This is a genomic window from Mycetocola sp. 2940 (assembly GCF_040548835.1).
Taxonomy (GTDB): Bacteria; Actinomycetota; Actinomycetes; order Actinomycetales; family Microbacteriaceae; genus Mycetocola_A.
Genome location: NZ_JBEPSK010000007.1, coordinates 70092 through 87980 on the forward strand (window position 1 = coordinate 70092; position 17889 = coordinate 87980).

General features: G+C 65.8%; 12 protein-coding genes. 9 read left to right on the top strand and 3 right to left on the bottom strand.

The genetic code is table 11. The features are described 5' to 3' along the window. The first annotated feature begins 10 nt into the window (after positions 1 to 10). Positions 11 to 1615 carry a DUF2142 domain-containing protein gene (locus tag ABIE24_RS11540; RefSeq protein ID WP_354499769.1) on the top strand — a complete coding sequence of 535 codons (1605 nt, stop codon included), beginning with the start codon at positions 11 to 13 and terminating at the stop codon, positions 1613 to 1615. Here the strand turns inward: ABIE24_RS11540 and ABIE24_RS11545 are convergent. After that, the gene (locus ABIE24_RS11545) at positions 1587 to 4073 is read right to left on the bottom strand and encodes a glycosyltransferase (RefSeq protein WP_354499771.1); all 2487 of its coding nucleotides are present in this window, start codon (positions 4071 to 4073) and stop codon (positions 1587 to 1589) included. The two genes, ABIE24_RS11540 and ABIE24_RS11545, sit on opposite strands and share 29 nt — an antisense overlap. 177 nt (positions 4074 to 4250) lie before the next feature. Between ABIE24_RS11545 and ABIE24_RS11550 the strand changes: the two genes are divergently transcribed. Beyond that, positions 4251 to 5780 (top strand): DUF2142 domain-containing protein, encoded by a 1530-nt coding sequence (locus tag ABIE24_RS11550; protein ID WP_354499773.1) that lies wholly within the window; start codon positions 4251 to 4253, stop codon positions 5778 to 5780. Here ABIE24_RS11550 and ABIE24_RS11555 read toward each other — a convergent pair. Beyond that, positions 5757 to 7622 carry a hypothetical protein gene (locus ABIE24_RS11555; protein ID WP_354499774.1) on the bottom strand — a complete coding sequence of 622 codons (1866 nt, stop codon included), beginning with the start codon at positions 7620 to 7622 and terminating at the stop codon, positions 5757 to 5759. The genes ABIE24_RS11550 and ABIE24_RS11555 overlap by 24 nt on opposite strands. 118 nt (positions 7623 to 7740) lie before the next feature. On the opposite strand from ABIE24_RS11555, the gene ABIE24_RS11560 reads away from it, so the two are divergent. From ABIE24_RS11560 to ABIE24_RS11575, 4 genes are all read left to right on the top strand, one after another. Then, positions 7741 to 9099 carry a glycosyltransferase family 4 protein gene (locus tag ABIE24_RS11560; protein WP_354499776.1) on the top strand — a complete coding sequence of 453 codons (1359 nt, stop codon included), beginning with the start codon at positions 7741 to 7743 and terminating at the stop codon, positions 9097 to 9099. Positions 9100 to 9201: 102 nt separating this feature from the next. After that, positions 9202 to 9462, top strand: coding sequence for a hypothetical protein (locus ABIE24_RS11565; RefSeq protein WP_354499778.1), 261 nt, complete (start codon positions 9202 to 9204; stop codon positions 9460 to 9462). After that, entirely contained in the window at positions 9452 to 10285 is an 834-nt protein-coding gene (locus tag ABIE24_RS11570; protein ID WP_354499780.1) for a rhamnan synthesis F family protein, read from the top strand. Before ABIE24_RS11565 ends, ABIE24_RS11570 begins: the two co-directional genes overlap by 11 nt. Positions 10286 to 10310: 25 nt before the next feature. Further along, the gene (locus tag ABIE24_RS11575) at positions 10311 to 12263 is read left to right on the top strand and encodes a glycoside hydrolase family 99-like domain-containing protein (protein WP_354499782.1); all 1953 of its coding nucleotides are present in this window, start codon (positions 10311 to 10313) and stop codon (positions 12261 to 12263) included. Positions 12264 to 12282: 19 nt separating this feature from the next. Here the strand turns inward: ABIE24_RS11575 and ABIE24_RS11580 are convergent, their stop codons facing one another. Further along, on the bottom strand, positions 12283 to 14250 hold the full coding sequence (locus ABIE24_RS11580) for a LasA N-terminal domain-containing protein (RefSeq protein WP_354499784.1): 1968 nt from the start codon (positions 14248 to 14250) through the stop codon (positions 12283 to 12285). Between the two features lie 239 nt (positions 14251 to 14489). On the opposite strand from ABIE24_RS11580, the gene ABIE24_RS11585 reads away from it, so the two are divergent. The 3 genes from ABIE24_RS11585 to ABIE24_RS11595 all read left to right on the top strand — a co-directional run bounded on the left by ABIE24_RS11585 (position 14490) and on the right by ABIE24_RS11595 (position 17886). Then, positions 14490 to 15641 (top strand): glycosyltransferase family 2 protein, encoded by a 1152-nt coding sequence (locus tag ABIE24_RS11585; protein ID WP_354499785.1) that lies wholly within the window; start codon positions 14490 to 14492, stop codon positions 15639 to 15641. Positions 15642 to 15743: 102 nt separating this feature from the next. After that, positions 15744 to 16646: an ABC transporter permease gene (locus ABIE24_RS11590; protein WP_354499787.1), complete on the top strand. Its 903-nt coding sequence runs from the start codon at positions 15744 to 15746 to the stop codon at positions 16644 to 16646. Between the two features lie 43 nt (positions 16647 to 16689). Next, the gene (locus ABIE24_RS11595) at positions 16690 to 17886 is read left to right on the top strand and encodes an ABC transporter ATP-binding protein (RefSeq protein WP_354499789.1); all 1197 of its coding nucleotides are present in this window, start codon (positions 16690 to 16692) and stop codon (positions 17884 to 17886) included. The last annotated feature ends 3 nt before the right edge of the window (positions 17887 to 17889 follow it).

Genomic DNA, 17889 nt, shown 5'->3' on the forward strand with positions numbered 1-17889 from the left:
GATCCTCCTCATGCCGTCGAAACTCGGGCGCTGGCGCGTCTTCGTCATTCTCTGGGTTCTCCTGACGGCACTTTCGGCTGCCTGGTCGCTGGCGACACCGATCGCGGCGTCGCCTGACGAGCCGGCGCACTTCGTGAAGGCGGCTGCCGTCGCTCACGGGCAGGTCGGTGGCGAGCCATCGGCGCTCGGTTCCGTCGTGCAGGTGCCCCGTTTCGTGGCCGATACGCATGCCCGGGCGTGCTTCGCCTTCAACGCCGAAACGCCCGGCAGCTGTGAGACAGAGACGACCGGGGACCCGGGCGACATCGTGGACGGCACGACGACGGCAGGGCTGTACAACCCGCTGTACTACGCCGCGGTGGGGTGGCCGAGCCTCGTCCTCGAGGGGGATGCCGGTCTCTACGCCATGCGGTTCGTGAGCGGCGCTCTCAGTTCGCTGTTCCTCGCCCTCGCCTTCCTGCTGGTGTCTGCATGGAGGCGCCCGCTTCTGGCCGCGCTCGGACTGGTCGCAGGCGTCACCCCGATGATGCTGTTCCTCTCCGGTTCGGTGAACCCGAATGCGCTCGAGGCCTCGTCAACGGTCGCCGTCCTCGCGGCGATGCTCAGCATCGTGCTCGATCCCCGTCCCGAGACCCTGGCGCGGCGATGCGCCGTTCTCGCTCTCGCAGCCTCCGTGGCGGTGAACACGCGAGGCCTCGCCCTGATCTGGGTCCTCCTGGCGATCGGCCTGCCGCTGCTGATCCCTGGTGGCCGAGTCCTCCGGGACCTCTTCTCCCGCCGCTCCGTGCAGGTAGCCGTTGCCGTCGTCGCCGTCGCAACGGCCCTGTCGCTTCTCTGGCTGTTCGGCTCGAGCTCCCTGTTCGCCGGACTCGCCACCCCCGACAAGCCCAGCGTCGTCCCGCAAGCGGGCGCCGCCCCCCTCATCGGGTTCTGGCTCGTGCTCTCCGGCACCTTCGACTCCGGTGAGGAACTCGTGGGCCTGTTCGGGTGGCTCGATACGCCGGCCAATGATTCGGTGTACTTCATCTGGGCGGCGTTCACCTCGTCGCTCATCGGCGCCGCATGGGTGGTGCTGAGAGGACGCCCCCTGGTCGTTGCCCTCGCACTCGTCGGTGCCGTCCTCTTCGTTCCCGCTCTCATCCAGGGCGCGTACATCACCGGCGGCGGCCTGATCTGGCAGGGGCGTTACACGCTGCCGCTGTACCTCTGCCTGATGTTCGGCCTCGCTGCGCTGGTGTCGAGCTTCCTGGAACGCCCGGGCTCCGGTGCCAGGACACCGCAGCTGAACCGTCTGGCACTCCTCGTCCTCGTGTTGTGGGTCGCAGCCCAGTCGCTCAGCTTCGCGACGACGCTCAGGCGATACGCGGTCGGCGTCAGCGGCACCTGGAGCGACACCTTCGTGCGACCGCTGTGGAGCGCGCCGGGCGGAAACCTGGTGCTCGTGTTCGTCTTCACGGCGCTCGCACTGGCGACCGCCGGCTACGTCCTCGCAGCCTTTCGCACGGAGAACCGAACCCTCGCGGACAACACGTCTGTTCCCGCGGGCACGCCCAGCCCGGGCCTGGACGTGCCCCGCGCCGGACAGGTCACCGTCGCCGGGAGAGCCGGCCTCTGACCTTGTTGACGAGGACCCGCGTTCCACCGTTCTTCAGGTAGAAGAGCACGAGGTCGACGTCGTGCCGGATCCCGTGCTTCTTCGGCGGGCGGGCGGGCCTGGTGCTCAGTTCCTTCGGCGATGAGGCTTCGCCTCGCTCGACCCGGTCTTGAGCGAAATGTGCGCTGCTGACGAATCCGACGAGCGGGGCAAGGACGTTGTCCCAGAAGTAGGGCTCACGCGCACGGGCAAGCGACGTCCGGGCGGATGTCACGAATTCGTCGTCGAAGAGGACACGGTCGAGGGCGGCGACGAGCGCATCCACATCCTGCGGCGGGACGACGACGCCGATACCGGTTTCCTCGACGAGTTGGGCGAAGTGGTCGCCTTCGGTGACCACCATCGGCAGTTCGGCCCAGAGGTAGTCGAGGATTCGGGTCCGGAACGAGAAGGTCGTTTCGATGTGCGAATAATGCGTGCTGACTCCGGCATCGGCCTCGGTGAGGTAATTCTGCCTGTCGGTGTAGTCGACCCACGAGTCGTTGAAGAACACGTGGGAATTCAGCACCCCGAGTTCGCGGGCGAGCGCACGCGACTCCGCGACGATCGCCATTTCGGGAACGCCGGGGTGGGGATGCTTCGTCCCCTGGAAGAACAGCTTCACGTTGTCGTGGCGCTCGGCCAGTCGCGCGACGGCTGTGATCAGGGTTTTGGGGTCGAACCAGTTGTAGAGCCCCCCGCTCCAGAGGAGAAGCTTGTCGTCGGCGTCGATCCCGTCCAGGACGCCCTTGAGTACCGTGCGTTCGTGGGCGGGAGGTGTGCGGTCAAGACCGAACGGGACGACGCTGATCAGACCGGTGAGGTCGGGGTCGTCCGCGTAGTTCGCCGGATTGATCCGGCCGAGGGCGGCGAGCTGGCCCAGGTAGAAGTGACGCTGCCGCTCTGAGGCACAGAGGAAGAAGTCACCGCGAAGCAGCTGCTCGTTGAGCACGTCGGTGGCGTCGCGCACCTGCCGGTTCCACAGCTCGGTCCCGTTCTCCCGCCCCTGCTCCAGTCCTTCCAGGTGCATCGGGTCGTAGATGTCGGCGACGACGATCTTCGTCGTCTTGCGGATGCACGAGAACAGGGCCATTGCGAGCCCCTGGAACACGATCACATCGGCCCACTGCTCGAGTTTTCGCATGTCGCGTTCCGAACCGGGCTCGACGTGGACCACCGCGAACGGAGCATCGACCTTCTCGACACCGCTCAGGCTGACGAGGGTCACCTCGTTGTCCTCCGACAGCGCTGCGGCCATGTTCCAGGCCCGGATCGCCGGGCCGGCCATCTTCGCGCCGATCGGATCGCCGGTGATGACGAGCACCTTCGTCTGTGCCGGCACGCCGAGCACGGCGAAGGTATCGAGGATCTTGTCGTATCCCTCGAGGAAGTGCGAACCCTCGAAGGACGGCGCGTCGGTCTCCCCGAAGAGGCGCCAGACCTGGGCTTCGGAACGCACGCGACTGGACTGGATTTCGGCCCGCGCCGCCCGCAGGCCGGGAAGTTCGTCGACGAACTGGTCGATACCGAACAGGGTGGCGACCGTGTCTTTGGGCACAGCGATGTCCGGCTCCCGGTCCCCTCCGGGGCGCCGGATGTCGAGCGAGGTGGAGTCGAGCTTGCCCCGCGCGACCGCCCGGCGGACGGAGAGGGCGAGGGCCGCCGCGAGCGACTCGTGGAGGTTCTCCTGGCCCATGTTCTTGAACAGCGTGAACAGCGCGTTCCGTTCGAGGAGGTAGGTTTCCTTGAAGTTCCCGAACGCACTCATCGACGCGTGGTGTTTGTGGAACGCGAGGGACGCGGGCTCGTAGACGAACCGGTATCCCCGCAGGTTGAGCCGCCAGCCGAGGTCGACGTCTTCGAAGAACATGAAGTACCGCTCATCGAAGCCACCGAGGATGTCGAAGACGTTCCGACGCACGAACATTGCGGAGCCGGTCCCGAACAGGACGTCGTGGGGCTCGTCCGCTTTGACGGGGATCGGCTGACCCGTGAACGGCTTGTATCCCATGCCGAACCAGGTCATGGCGGCGCCGATGAAGTCGACATTCTTGCCGTCCCAGTCGAGGACGCGACTGGCGACGGCGCCGATTCTCGGCGACGAGCCGAAACGGCTGACCGCTGCGCGAACCCACGATGGGTCCGGCTTGGCGTCGTTGTTCAGGAATGCGACGAACTCGCCGGAACTCGATCGAACGCCGAGGTTGCAGCCGCCCGCGAAACCGAGGTTCTCCTTCGACACGACCAGGGTGACGTCGGGGGCGGCTGCGGAGATGCGCGCTGCGCTGTCGTCGCCGGAGGCGTTCTCGACAACGACGATCTCCAGCTTGTCCTCGGGCCAGTCCATCTTGCGAAGGTGGCTGATCGCTTCGATCGTGTCGTCCGTCCCGCGGAAATTCACCAGGACAACGGATACGACGCCAGGTCGCGTTTTAGACATGCAAAGCCTTTCTTCAGCCAAACGGCGGCAGCCAACTTTAGCAATCTGTCTGCGGCGCTCCCGCGGAGACCGACGTCAGCGCAGGGCGCCCGTGCCAGGCTTTACCACAACATAGACTGTATCGACCTCAGCAGAGCGCACGAGACCGAGAGAACCGACGGGCCCAGCACAACGACGATGACGGACCAGGCGAGCATTCGAAACGAGAACCATCCACGGCGCTGGCGTGATTTCCTCGTTGCTGCCGTTCTGTTCGGCGTCCTCGCGGGCATCTGGGCGCTGGCCACGCCGATGACGGCGGTCCCGGATGAACCACCCCACGCCATCCGAGCCGCCGCCGTCGTTCGCGGGCAGATCGTCATGCCCATCTCAGAGGCACACCCATCCGAGTCCGTGGCCTTCGTTCCCCGCTACATCGCACACGTCACGGCGCTCCGATGCTTCGCCTTCGACCCGGTCAAGGATGCTTCCTGCCAACCGCCGCTGGCCGGGGACCCCGACCAGATCGTCGAGACGCGCACGTCCTCCGGCCCGAACAGCCCGTTCTACTACGCCGTCATCGGCGCGCCGACCCTCGTCCTCTCGGGAACCCCCGCCCTGTATGCGATGCGGGCCATGAACGTCGCACTCTGCGCGGTGCTGGTCGGGTTCCTGTTCATGGGCGTTCGCCAGTTCCGCCCCAATGGCGCCCTGCTGGTCGCGGCTGTCACGTCGCTGACCCCGATGGTCTTCTTCCTTTCCGGATCGATGAACCCGAACGCGGTTGAAGCACTCGCGGCCGGCGCGCTTCTGGTCACCCTCGTGCTCGCGTTGCGGACGCGGTCTTCGCGAGGGATGCTCTGGGAACGCGGCGCCATCTGCGTCGGCAGCGTTCTCCTTCTGGTGAACACGCGGAGCATCTCCCTGCTCTGGCTGGGGATCGTCCTCCTGGTCGCCCTCCTGCTCGCCAGGCGACCGGTGCTCGAAACACTCCGCCGCCAACCGGCGGCCTGGCTGACGCTGCTCGGATGCGCCGCAGCCGGTTGCGCCGCGGTGGTGTGGCAACTCATTCCCAAGCCGTCAGGACAGGCGGTGGAGCTTGCAGGGAGAGGGCAGACATTCGCGGACGGCTTCACCAGCATGATGAACGCGACCTTCGACTTCGGCACGGGGTGGATCGGGTTGTTCGGCTGGCTCGACCGTCCGGCGCCTGCGTTCACCGTCGTCGTCTGGACGATCGCGATCGGAATCGTCGTCGTCGCGGGGCTCTCGCTGGCCACGGGCGCGCACCGGATCGTGATCGTGACGCTCGTGGTTCTCGCGGTCCTGATCCCGCCCATCGTCCAGGGCGCCCTGGTGACCGAATTCGGCTACATCTGGCAGGGCAGGTACATGCTGGCGGTCTACACCTGTCTCCTCCTGGCCTGCGGGCTGGCGATCGACGACCGTGCCGGTGAGAACGTGGTCGCGCCGGCGCGGCGCATCGGGATCGTCCTCATCGTCCTCATGTCCTGTGCTCACGCCGCGAGCTTTCTCGCCGTGCTGCGCAGTTATGTCGTGGGCGCCGGCTCGTGGAGCGACATGATCGGCGCCCCGCACTGGCAGCCTCCCCTCGGCTGGGTCCCGCTGACCATCGCTTTCCTTCTCGTCCTGACGGCGACGACGGCGGTCGCTGTGCGATCTCTCCCCCGGACGTCGGCGAACTTACCCCTGCTGCAGCCGCACTGAGTAATCGCCGTCGGGGCACACGGTATCGAGTTCGGTGAGCAGGGCGCTGTCCCTGGTCCAGATGGTCACCGGCCGGCCGATCTCCTCCACGACGTCGCACGTGTCCGCGGCATCCCAGGCGAAGTACGAATACGCGTACTGGCGAATCGGGTCCTGCATGCTCTCGACGTTGACCTGCAGCAGCCACGCGTTCACGAAGTAGTCCCCGGCGACGCCGTTGTACCTGACCGCGAGGTTGTTCTCTTCAGGGCTGGAGAGGTCGAACGCGGTTCGAAGAAACGGATCGTGCTCGCTGATCGACACGCTGCGCCAGACGGACAACGCCGGATAGGCGTCCGAGGCCTGTTTCGTGAGGGGAACCGCCCACAGCATGAGCCCGCCGAGGAGCCCGAGGACCGTGGTGGCGACGACGGCTCGCACTGAGGCGCCACGATCGAGGTCGGCCACCACCCGCCCGGAGAGGGCCACGATCAGGATGAGGAGCACGCTGGAAACCAGCCAGCTGAACTTGGCCGGGAAGTACGTCCAGACGTCATCCGTGCCCCACCGGAACGAGAGGAAGTAGACCAGAAGCGGTGCTGAGGCGGCGAGGATGACGATCACTCCGATTCTGTCGAGTGCTTCACCCTCCCGGGCCCGGCTCACGAAACCGATCACGACGGCGAGCAGGGCGATGAGGGCGAATGCGAGCGGCGACGAGTCGAAGATCCCTCCCCCGCTTCCCAGGTGCTGGCCGTCCCTGAGGAAGTCGGGAACCGTCACGAGGCATCCCCACGCGAGCAGTTGAGCGGCGGACAGCGCGACCCAGAACAGTGCGGCGGGGCTCACGAGCCGACGCCAGTTCAAGGCCGTGGCCGCAGCGGCCAGTGCCGCGGTGACGACGGCGAACGGAGACCACGTTGCGAGCAGCGTCGTGGATGCCAGAAGCAAGAGGCAGACCGACCAGGCCGGCGTCGCGTTCGACCGTCTCCACACCAGCCAGGAAGCGAGGAGGATGAGGACGGTCAGGGTCGCGTTGAAGAACCCGAAGGCGAACGCCGAACCTGCCAGAAACCACGAGACCGGGAGAATCCCCGCGACCAGGCCGAACACGAGCCTGGTGCCCCAGCGGCGCGCCGGGATGGTCGTCACCGCGACCAGGGCGGCGAGGACGCTCGTGGCCAGAACGATGACCAGCCACAGGCCCGCCATCCGCACGATGTCGTGCTCGAGCAGCCCCTCGGGAGGGCTCGCGCTCCGGCCTGGAACAAGAACCGCCGCAATCAGCCCGTACGGGAGCAGGAGCGGGTTGGCACGCTCAGCACTCGCACCGCCATCCTCCACGAGGAATCGGGAAAAGATCATGCTGGTGACGGCGTCCCGGTTCATGCTCCAGGACAGGTGGGTCAGCCCGAACCTCAGCACGATGGCGATCGCGCTTGCGGCAGCAATCAGGGCGGGAAGACCGACAGCCACGACGGTCGCCACCGTGTTCCGGTTCCAGCCGCGGCGGGGACGGGGCGGCGTTGTGAAGAGGAGGACGGCCGCCACGATCGCGGGCGCCGCCATCGCGGGAAGCCAGGTCCAGGACAGGCTGTCGGGCCCGAAAGGAACAAGGCGAATCAGCATCAGGGAGTAGAACAACCCGAAGATCACAGCGGATGCGACGGACACGGCCACCGGCATGAACCGGGCCAGGACGGTTGAGATGCCCACGATGCCGACCAGCCACACGAGGACCGTCGACGCGCCCAGCCCCACGGCCCCGATCGCTCCGATTGCACCGGCGAGGGCGAGACCTCCGGGGACCAGGCGAGCACTCCATGACGGTCGCTGCAGGTCCGTGGGCTGTGTGTAAGGCATCCAATGATTATCCAGCCCCTCGAACACTGCACACGGAGCGGCCGATTTCGCGCATGTTAGGGTCACCTAGTTGTGTGCCCAGGCTCAACCATCGCGACGAAGGCGGAGAACCCCCGATATGACGACCGACGTTGCCCGATCACGGGTTTTGATTCTCACGCCGGATGTCATCTCCCGGCAGATGGCGGGCCCCGCGATCCGTGCGTTCGAGATGGCACGGGCGCTGGACTCCACGGCCGACGTCCGCCTGGTGTCGACGCAGCGCACGGAACCGATCGGCGCACCGTTCCCGGTTCATCATGCGTCGGACAGTGAGCTTCGGGAGCACGCCGACTGGGCTGACGTGGTCATCTTTCAGGGCCACATCCTCGACAGCCACCCGTGGCTGACCGATCCCCGGTACGTGCTCGTCGCCGACATCTACGACCCCATGCACCTCGAGGTTCTCGAACAGGCCAAAGCCGAGAAGTTCGAGGACCGCGTGTGGATTTCCGCCCACACGGCCGAGGTGTTGAACGTCCAGATCGAACGCGCCGACTACATGCTCTGCGCCTCTGAGAAGCAACGGGATTTCTGGCTGGGACAGCTGGCCGCCATGAACCGGATCAACCCGCTGACCTACGACGACGACGTGAGCCTCCGCACTCTTCTCGACGTCGTCCCGTTCGGCCTTCCGGATGAACGGCCGGTACAGAGGGTCCACGGCATCAAGGGAGCGGTGCCGGGCATCCGGGAATCGGACAAGGTCATCCTGTGGGGCGGCGGGCTCTACAACTGGTTCGACCCGCTGACGCTTCTTCGTGCCGTCGCGGGACTGTCGGAAGAACACAGCGACCTCCGGCTTTTCTTCCTCGGAGGCAAGCACCCCAACGCCAACGTCCCCGCGATGCGCATGGCCGCCGAGGCACGGAGCCTCGCCGACGAGCTCGGCCTGCTCGGTTCCGTGGTGTTCTTCCACGAGGAATGGGTCCCGTACGAGAGCCGCGCCGACTTCCTCCTCGACGCCGACGTCGGGGTGAGCACGCACTTCAACCATCTTGAGACGGCCTTCAGCTTCCGGACGCGCATCCTGGACTACCTGTGGGCAGGTCTGCCCATCGTCAGTACGACGGGCGACACCTTCGCCGGCCTCGTCGAACGCGAGGGGCTCGGCCTGGTGGTTCCGCCTGAGGACGTCGACGCCTTGCAGCGGGCACTCGTCCAGGTCCTGTACGACGACGATTCCCGGATGCTGATGACCGAACGGGTGGCGAGGACCGCAGCCGCCATGACCTGGACGAGTGTGCTCCAGCCGCTCGTCGCGTTCTGCACCTCCCCGCGAAAGGCGCCGGACAATGCGCACGGCGTCGTCTCCGTCCGGACGCGACAGCGGCTGGACCTCGAGAAACGCATCGACGGGATCGAGCGGAGCACGTCATGGAAGGTCACCGCCCCCTTGCGCGCCGTCGTCACCGCGCTGAACCGGCGGCGGCGGTAGTCCCGTGTGCTCTCGCTCAGGAGCCGTCCGGTAATCTGGTCCCGGACAGAGCCGTTCCCACGTCCGCCCCGTCCACTACCCGCATCACCAGGAGTCCGAGTCATGCCAGACCAGCCGGAGAACGCCGAGCCGAATCATGAGTGGGAGCTTTCCGAAGCCCGGCGCGAGCTCCGTGCGGCGAGGAGCCGCCTGGAGAGCGTCGCAGCGGAGCGTGACCTCGCCGCGAAACGGCTCCAGGCCGAACGCGAGCTGAGCGAACGGTACCGGCACCAGCTCATGGCGCTGCGGAATTCGACATCCTGGAGAGTGACCCGGCCGATTCGGATGCTGCGGCGCAAGGTGTTCCAGCGCGGTGAGTTCTAGGGTGATGGCCGGGAAGAAGCAGACCGTCCTCCGCCAGATACTCGATCAGGTGACGATCGAAGGGACGCCGTCGTCGGTTCCGCCCGGATCCCGGGTCGCGCTGTTCGCCAGTTACTCCGCAGACGCCCGGGTCTCCCGGTCGATCGAGGAGCTGGTGACGCAACTTCAGGGCCGCGGCTACTTCGTCATCCTCATCCGCGCGTCCGAGTCCACGGAACCCCTGCGCTGGCCGACCGGGAAACCGTCCGACCTCATGGTCATCCGTAAACCGAACATCGGGTACGACTTCGGTTCCTGGTCGGCGGCCATGGCGATGTTTCCCGACATCCGCCGCCGCCCCCACGTCCTGCTCGTCAACGACAGCATCGTCGGCCCGTTCGCGTCGATCGATCCCCTCGTCGACCTGTTCGAGTCGTCCACAAGCGACGCCTGGTCGGCCACGACGAACCTCCAGGTTTCGCCTCACCTGCAGAGTTTCTTCACCGGCTTTCGCAACGGCACGCTCGCAACCCCGGTCATGCGCGAGTTCTGGACGAACCTTCCGAACGAGACCGCGAAACACGCGATCATCGACAAGTACGAATTCGGCCTCACCCGGGCGCTGTTCTCCGAAGGGTTCTCATCTGAAGCGGCGTTCCCTTCGCAGATCGTCGGCGCACCCGGAGACAACCCGGTCATCCGCGGCTGGCGCACGATGCTCGAACTCGGATTCCCTTTCGTGAAACGCGAACTGCTGACGAACCCGACCGTGGCCCCGGACGGGCACCTGGTCCGGGAATTCGTCGAAGCCCGTTTCGGCACCGACCCGTTGAACTGGCTCTGAAGGCCGGCGAGGAGCACCACACCCCATGCACACCGACGCCACATCTGCAGTCCAGATCCGTCCGTCCGAGTACTCCCAGTGGCTGAGCCGCAGGATCGAACGGATGAACGGCGGATACCCGACGACCTGGACGTCGGCCATGCGCGAACGCACCGTCTCCACGTCCCGGGTCGCCGTCGTGCTGCATGTCTTCTACCCGGAACTCGTCCCTGAGCTTCTCGACGGGCTCGCCCGGATCCCTGTCGACTTCGACCTCCTCGTCACCAACGCATCGGGAGAGGACCTCGACCTTCAGCTGGGTGGACTCGAGCGGCTGCAGGGTGTCCGTGTCCTCCCCGTCGCGAACAAGGGTCGCGACATCCTTCCGTTGATCTACGTCGTCAATGCCGGACTCCTCGACGGGTATGACCTCGTCCTGAAGATCCACACGAAACGAAGCGAATGGCGCGAAGACCACGCCGAGCTGGGAGGCAGCGGTGACGGCTGGCGGGAGTCGCTCCTCCGCGACGTCCTCGGTGCCGCACCGGAGATCCTCAGCGCCTTCGCAGACGATCCGACCCTCGGCCTGGTCACCGCACCGGGAAACATCCTGGGCAGCGAGTTCTGGGGCGGGGATCGCGACATCACGCGGGACCTCCTTCGACGCATTCAACTGCCCCTCGTCGACGAGGACCTGCGGTTCCCGTCCGGTTCGATCTACTGGGTTCGGGCGTTCATCCTGCAGGGCCTGCGTTCCCTCGAACTGAGCGCGGCTGACTTCGAGGACGAATCCGGCCAGGTCGATGGCACGACCGCCCACGGCGTCGAGCGTCTCATCGGCATCGTGACGACCGAGTCCGGGTATGTGATGCGCGAGACCGGCGCGGCGGACAGCGCATCCTCCTGGGAGCGATTCGCTCCCGGGTACCCCCGGCACCCGCGCGCCCGTGCCGTGCCGTTCTACCTGCCCCAGTTCCACGTCGTCCCGGAGAACGACGCGTGGTGGGGGAAGGGATTCACCGAATGGTCCAACGTCGCCGCCGCCAAACCCGTGTTCAGCGGGCACGTACAGCCGCTGCTCCCGGGCGAGCTGGGTTTCTACGACCTGGCGAACCCTGACGTGCGCTCACGCCAGTACACGATGGCGCAGGATGCCGGTATCGAAGGCTTCATGTACTACTACTACTGGTTCGCCGGAAAGAAGCTTCTCAACAAGCCGATCGAAGACCTCCTGGCGAGCGACTCGGACCACCCGTTCTGCGTGATGTGGGCGAACGAGAACTGGACGAGGACCTGGGACGGCAGCGCCCGCGACGTGCTCATGGCCCAGGACTACGAGCACGTTCCCACGTCGCAGTTCATCGACGATGTGCTCCCGCTCCTCCTTGACGACCGGTACATCAGGATCGACTCCCGCCCGGTGCTCGCCGTGTACAAGATCGCCCAGATCCCCGACTACCGTTCCGTGCTGGCACAGTGGCGCGAAACCGCTCGCGAGCATGGGCTGGACGACCTGTACATCCTCTCGGTGGACGTGGGAGCGGTCATGGACGGGGTCTCCGGAACGCCGGCGGACCACGGGTTCGACGGCTACATGGAGTTCGCCCCGCACAACCTGCAGTGGGACCTGCAGCCCCGCCAGGACCTTCCGATCGACGCCCGCTTCCAGGGCGACGTCCTCAGCTACGGTGCACTCGCGAAGGTGGCCGAACACCGCCTCCGCGGGCAGATCGACGCCGACCGGTTCCCGGGTGTCATGGTCAGCTTCGACAACACGGCGCGACGGCAGTGGACGCCTCACATCTGGTACGGATCCAACCCGTACACGTTCCGTCGGTGGCTCGAAGCGGCCGTGGCCGCGGTCGCCGATCGCCCGCGCGACCAGCGTGTCGTCTTCATCAACGCCTGGAACGAGTGGGCTGAAAGCGCCGTGCTCGAACCCACCCAGCGTTACGGGCAGACGTACCTGCACGCGGTCAGGGACGTCCTCCTCAGCTGACGGACGTCCCCGCGTCGCGCTACTTGACCGTCACGCTCCTGCAGGACAGAAGACCCTCGGTGCCGTGCACGCACACCTCGTACGTTCCGGGTGGCTTGGGGATCGTGACGTCGAAGCCGTGGTTGGGTCCGCTTCCCGGGTACAGGCCGTTGAACCAGGAGAGGGGCTTGTCCGCCTTGTGCGGGCCGCCGGCCCCGTTGACGTTCACCCAGATGTACGAGGGTGCGCTCGTCGTGAGGTCGACCGACCACCCGGTGGTCCGGATTCCGCCGGGGACCGCTGTCACGGTATCGACGTAGCCGTCGGCCGCCTTGAGGACGGTGACGTTCTTACAGCCCAGGGCCAGGGAGTCCGCCCCGAAGACACAGACCCGGTGGGCGCCTTTTTTCGCCGGAAGCTTCACGGTGAAGCCGTTGCCAGGACCGAAGCCCGGCAGGTAGTTGGGAAGCCACGACAGCGAGGTGTTCGTGCGGTGGGCACCACCCGAACCGTCGACGTTGGCCCAGATGAACGAGGAGTCCGGGCGGTTGCCGTCGACCGACCAGCCGGTGATCTGCACGCCGCCGACGACGGCGGTAGCGGAGTCGAACGAGCCGGTCCCGGTCGGGACGGTCACGTTTTTACAGCCGATGAGGTTGTCGGGACCGTGGACACAGACCTCGTGCTTACCGGGGGTCGCCCAGACCCGAAGGTTGAACCCGTGGCCGGTGCCTGCCCCCGGGAACATCGTGTTCAGCCAGGACAGGCTCGTGTTGGTGCGCTGTGCGCTGCCCTGTCCGTCGATGTTGACCCAGATGTAGGAGTAGTCGGATCTCAGGCTGTCAACCGACCAGCCGCTCAGGTCCACGCCGCCGACGACGCCTGTCGCCGAGTCCAGGTGGCCGATCCCCTGGGGGACCCCGACGGTGTTACAGCCGATCAGCGTCTGATCCCGGTACACGCAGACCTCGTGCGAGCCCGGCGTCGCCGGAATGGTGACGTTGAAGCCGTGATTGGGTCCGTAACCCGGGAACTCCGCGTCGAACCAGGACAGTGGGGCGTCAGCCTTGACAGGCCCGCCGACGCCATCGACGTTCACCCACACGTAGGTGCTCGCCTTGGAGGACGGGTCGAGCGCCCAGCCGGTGACGGTGATGGACTTGTATCCCCCGACCGCCGAATCGAGACTGCCGACCCGTGACGTGGTGGGCGAACCGAACCACGTCGTGTACAGACGCCAGAAGTTCCTGTTTCCGTAGGCCGAGCATGAGTCGCCCGTGCCGTAGATGTTCGACAGGGCCGCCGCGTTCGGCTGGTACGGGGTGTAGTAGTAGAGGGCCGCCGTGGCCTTGTTCTCGACCGTGACGGCACCGGTGCCGCAGGCCGCGTTGGGGTTGTACTGAATGCGCGAGGGCTTTCCAACCGGGAACCACGAGAACAGGTTCGACGTTCCTTCCGGGTTGCCGTACCGCTTCAACTGCCACGCGCTCTTGTATACCTGGTTGTAGAAGCCGAAGAACTGGGCGTCGCACGGGGCCGTATCAGGGCAGGCGTATCCCATGGCGATGCTGTAGCGCGAGACACTCGGCCTCGTCGAGGTCACCAGCGACTGCTCCTTCTCGAGCATGACGAGGAGAACCTTGGGGCTGATGTTGCAGGCCAGGGCGACCTTGGCGATGATGCGGGCGGCCGATTCGTTCGTTCCCCCGGCGTACGACGCGCACATCTTGTCAGCGGTCCGCGAGTACGTGGTCTGCTCGAAGTCCTTGAGACAGGTGTACCCGGCCTCACACCTCGACACGCGGGCGTCGAGGAAGGACTGCACCTGCGTCTCGGACATCGCCGATCCGAAGAAGAAGTTGTCGTCGCTGATGATGTTGCCGGCATTGAACTCCGAGCCGGAGAGCGCCGCGGCGGGCTCCGGACTCGACGCCAGTGAAACCGGAACCATCACGGCCACCGCCAGAATGACGCTCAAAACAGCCGCCCAGACGCGCTTCACTGCCATCGGTGTTCCCCCCTATATGCTCTGACAATGTCGTTAGACTTCGACGGCACACCATCTCGGCATACGTCCCCGCGGCGGGGCAGAACACCATACATCGTAGTGGGCAGAGGTCTCAGTTTTCGACTCGGCGCGCCCGGTGATCCCCCCCGATTTTTCAGGGAACGAACGGGCTCTGAGAGAATAGGCCGAAACATTTTCGAGCGCCGGCACGCGCTCTGTTTGCGAAAAGGACTGCCCCCGTGACAAAACTGGTGATGACGCTGATGGTTCGCGACGAAATCGACATCGTCGGCGCCATGCTCGACCACCACCTTCGACAGGGGGTCGACGTGGTGATCGTCACCGACAACGGCTCGGTCGACGGCACCGCCGAACTGCTTGCCGACTACGCGGCCAGGGGACTCGTCGACCTGCGTCACGACCCGGTTCAGAAGAAGCAGCAGGGCACGACCGTCACCGAGATGGCGAGGGATGCCTACCGGCTCCACTCGGCGAACTGGGTGATCAACGCCGACGCCGACGAATTCTGGGTGGCCACAGACCGGAAGAAGACGCTCAAGCAGGCTTTCGAGCTGATCCCCGAAAGCGTGGGGAGTTTCGACGTTCCGGTGTTCGACATGATCGGCGAACCGGCACTGGACGGCACCGGGCTGAACCGGTTGATCTACAAAGACCTGCGCAGCGAAGCGCGGTTGCTGGAGATCGGACTCCTCTCCCACTCGACCCAGAATGCGGCCCACATCGGCTCCCCCGACGTCACCGTGTCGCAGGGGAACCATTTCGTGGACATCGCGAGCGGAGGAACCCCGGATGCCGCCGCCGGGATCGAGGTGCTCCATTTCCCGTGGCGCTCGTGGGCGCAATACGCCAGGAAGGTCGAGAACGCGGGGCGATCGTATGAGAACAGCGACCTGACGCCCAGCCCGAACCATCACGGCATGCGGGACTACCGACGCTTCCAGGAGGGAAGCCTCTTCGCTCTCTATGCCGCCAGGCACCCGGCCGGCGACGAACTGCGGGCAGGGATCGAGGCCGGCACCCTCGTCCTCGACACGACGATCGCCGACTCCGTCGAGAGCCCGGTCCGTGACGTACCGATCGAGCCGGCGCTGCTGGACTCCAGCCGCGACCTCGGCGAGGTCATCGCACGCCTGCAGAACCAGGTCAACGCGACCACGATCGAGCGCGACACGTTCAGTTACGAACTGGGCGTCGCCCGCCTCGAGCTCGAGCAGCGTCGCGAACGCAACGCCACCCTCGAGGCCAGGATCGCCAAGCTCCGCGATAAGGTGGCTGATACGGACGACCAGCTCGAGCGCCTCCGTTCGCGCCGGGTTCTCCGACTGGCCGACGGCCTGTCAGCAGCGATGCGCAAAGCACTGCGACGCTGAAGCCCTGAGCGCACCCGCGGCCAGACGCCACCGGCCGAAGGTTCAGCGCCGGAAGCGCACGTTATACTTGTGCAGCCCTCTCTCGGATTGAAGTGAATACCTATGTCAGCCCAGGACCGATTCGTCGCCCTCAGCAACCAGCCGATGATCACGGTCGGTGACAATTCCCGAAGCCTGACCGGCACCTGGGCGTCACTCCGCGAGATCTTCGCCCACAAGGAGATGCTCTCCCTCCTCGTACGCCGTGACCTCAAGTCCCGCTACAAGGACAGCGCGCTCGGTGTCATCTGGGCCCTCATCCGGCCGCTGACGCAGCTCGCGATCTATTACGTCGTGATCGGCAAGTTCCTCGGTGCTGAGCGCGGCATCCCCGAGTTCGCGATCTACGTGTTCACCGGCCTGACGGCGTACGGTCTGTTCAACGAGATCGTCAGCGGCGGAACCGCGTCGGTGGTGGGCAACGCCGGACTGATCAAGAAGATCTACCTGCCGCGCGAAGTGTTCCCGCTCGCGAGCGTCGGTTCGGCGCTGTTCAACTTCTCCATCCAGCTCATCATCCTGCTAGCCGCAACGCTCGCGATGGGGTCGCCTCCGTTCACCGCTGAACTTGTCTACTTCATCCCCTCGCTCCTGGTGCTGCTGATCTTCGGCACCGCGCTCGGACTCCTGCTTGCCGCGGTCAACGTGTACCTGCGCGACATCCAGTACCTCGTCGAAGTCCTGCTGCTGCTCGCGCTGTGGGCCTCTCCCATCGTCTACTCCTGGGAGATGGTGCGCGGCATCCTCGGCGAGTCGGTCCTCCTCGATATCTACACGAACAACCCGATCACCCTCGCGGTCCTCGGTTTCCAACGATCGTTCTGGGTGAGCGGTCACGACGTCGCTGAGTACCCCGACATGCTCATGCTCCGCCTCTGCATCGCGATCGCGGTCGGGCTCGTGCTCCTCGTCGGCTTCCACCGGGTCTTCGCACGGCTCCAGGGCAACTTCGCCCAGGAGCTGTAGTGACAGCGACCGTCGCCACCCTCTCGCAATGTAAGGCTGAAAAGTGACCCAGGCACCCACCATCGTTCGCATCGAGGGCGTCTCCAAGCGGTTTGTCGTCCGGAAAGACAACTCGCTCAAGGAGCGGATCGTCAGCCTGGGCCGCGTCGGCAAGAAGCACCGTCGCGAGTTCTGGGCGCTGCAGGATGTCTCGGTCGACATCAAGGCGGGAACGACCGTCGGTTTGATCGGCCACAACGGCTCAGGCAAGAGCACCCTGCTGAAAGTCATCGGGGGGATCATCGATCCCACCGGCGGAACCGTCGAACGCCGCGGCCGCATCGCCGCGCTGCTCGAACTCGGTGCCGGGTTCCACCCCGACCTCACCGGGCGCGAGAACGTCTACCTCAACGCGTCCATTCTGGGGCTGTCGAAGGAACAGACCGACGCGAGATTCGACGACATCCTCGCTTTCTCGGGCATCGGGGACTTCATCAACACGCAGGTGAAGTTCTATTCGTCGGGTATGTACGTCCGGCTCGCCTTCTCGGTGGCGGTGCACACAGACCCTGACCTCCTGCTCGTCGACGAGGTCCTGGCGGTCGGCGACGAAGCGTTCCAGCGCAAGTGCCTCGACAAGATCCGGTCGTTCCAGCAGGAGGGTCGCACGATCATCCTGGTGACCCACAGCCTCGGCCAGGTGACGGAGCTCTGCGATCGGGCGATCCTGCTCAACAAGGGCAACGTCGTCTTCGACGGCGACCCGCGTGAAGCGGTCGCCGAGTTCCGCGACATCCTCGAGGACCGGCGCCAGGCCGACCTCGCGACCGCTCCCAAGGAAGCCGCCCCCGCACACAACACCGTGACGGAGGTCACCGTGTGCGCCGCAGGACGGAACGAACAGGACGACATCCGGGCCGGTGACGACCTCAAGATCCGCGTCACCCTCAGCGCCGAGAAGGAACTGGAGAACTGGGTCTGCGCGATCCAGATCGACAGCGCCCTCGGCCAGGTCATCTACGGGACCACGAGCAAGCGGATGGGAAAGGACCTCGGCGTTCTCCGCGGGCAGCGTGCCGTCGAATTCACCCTCAAGGACGTCCGTTTCGGAGGGGGCAAGTACTTCATCAATGCCTCTCTCATGGACTTCGAAGGGCGCCACCTCCACGACTTCCCGCAGGCCGCGAGCTTCAACGTGACCGACCACGCCCTGTCGGCCGGGGTCCTCTACGCTGAACCCGTGCTGGCTGACCTGGGCTGATAC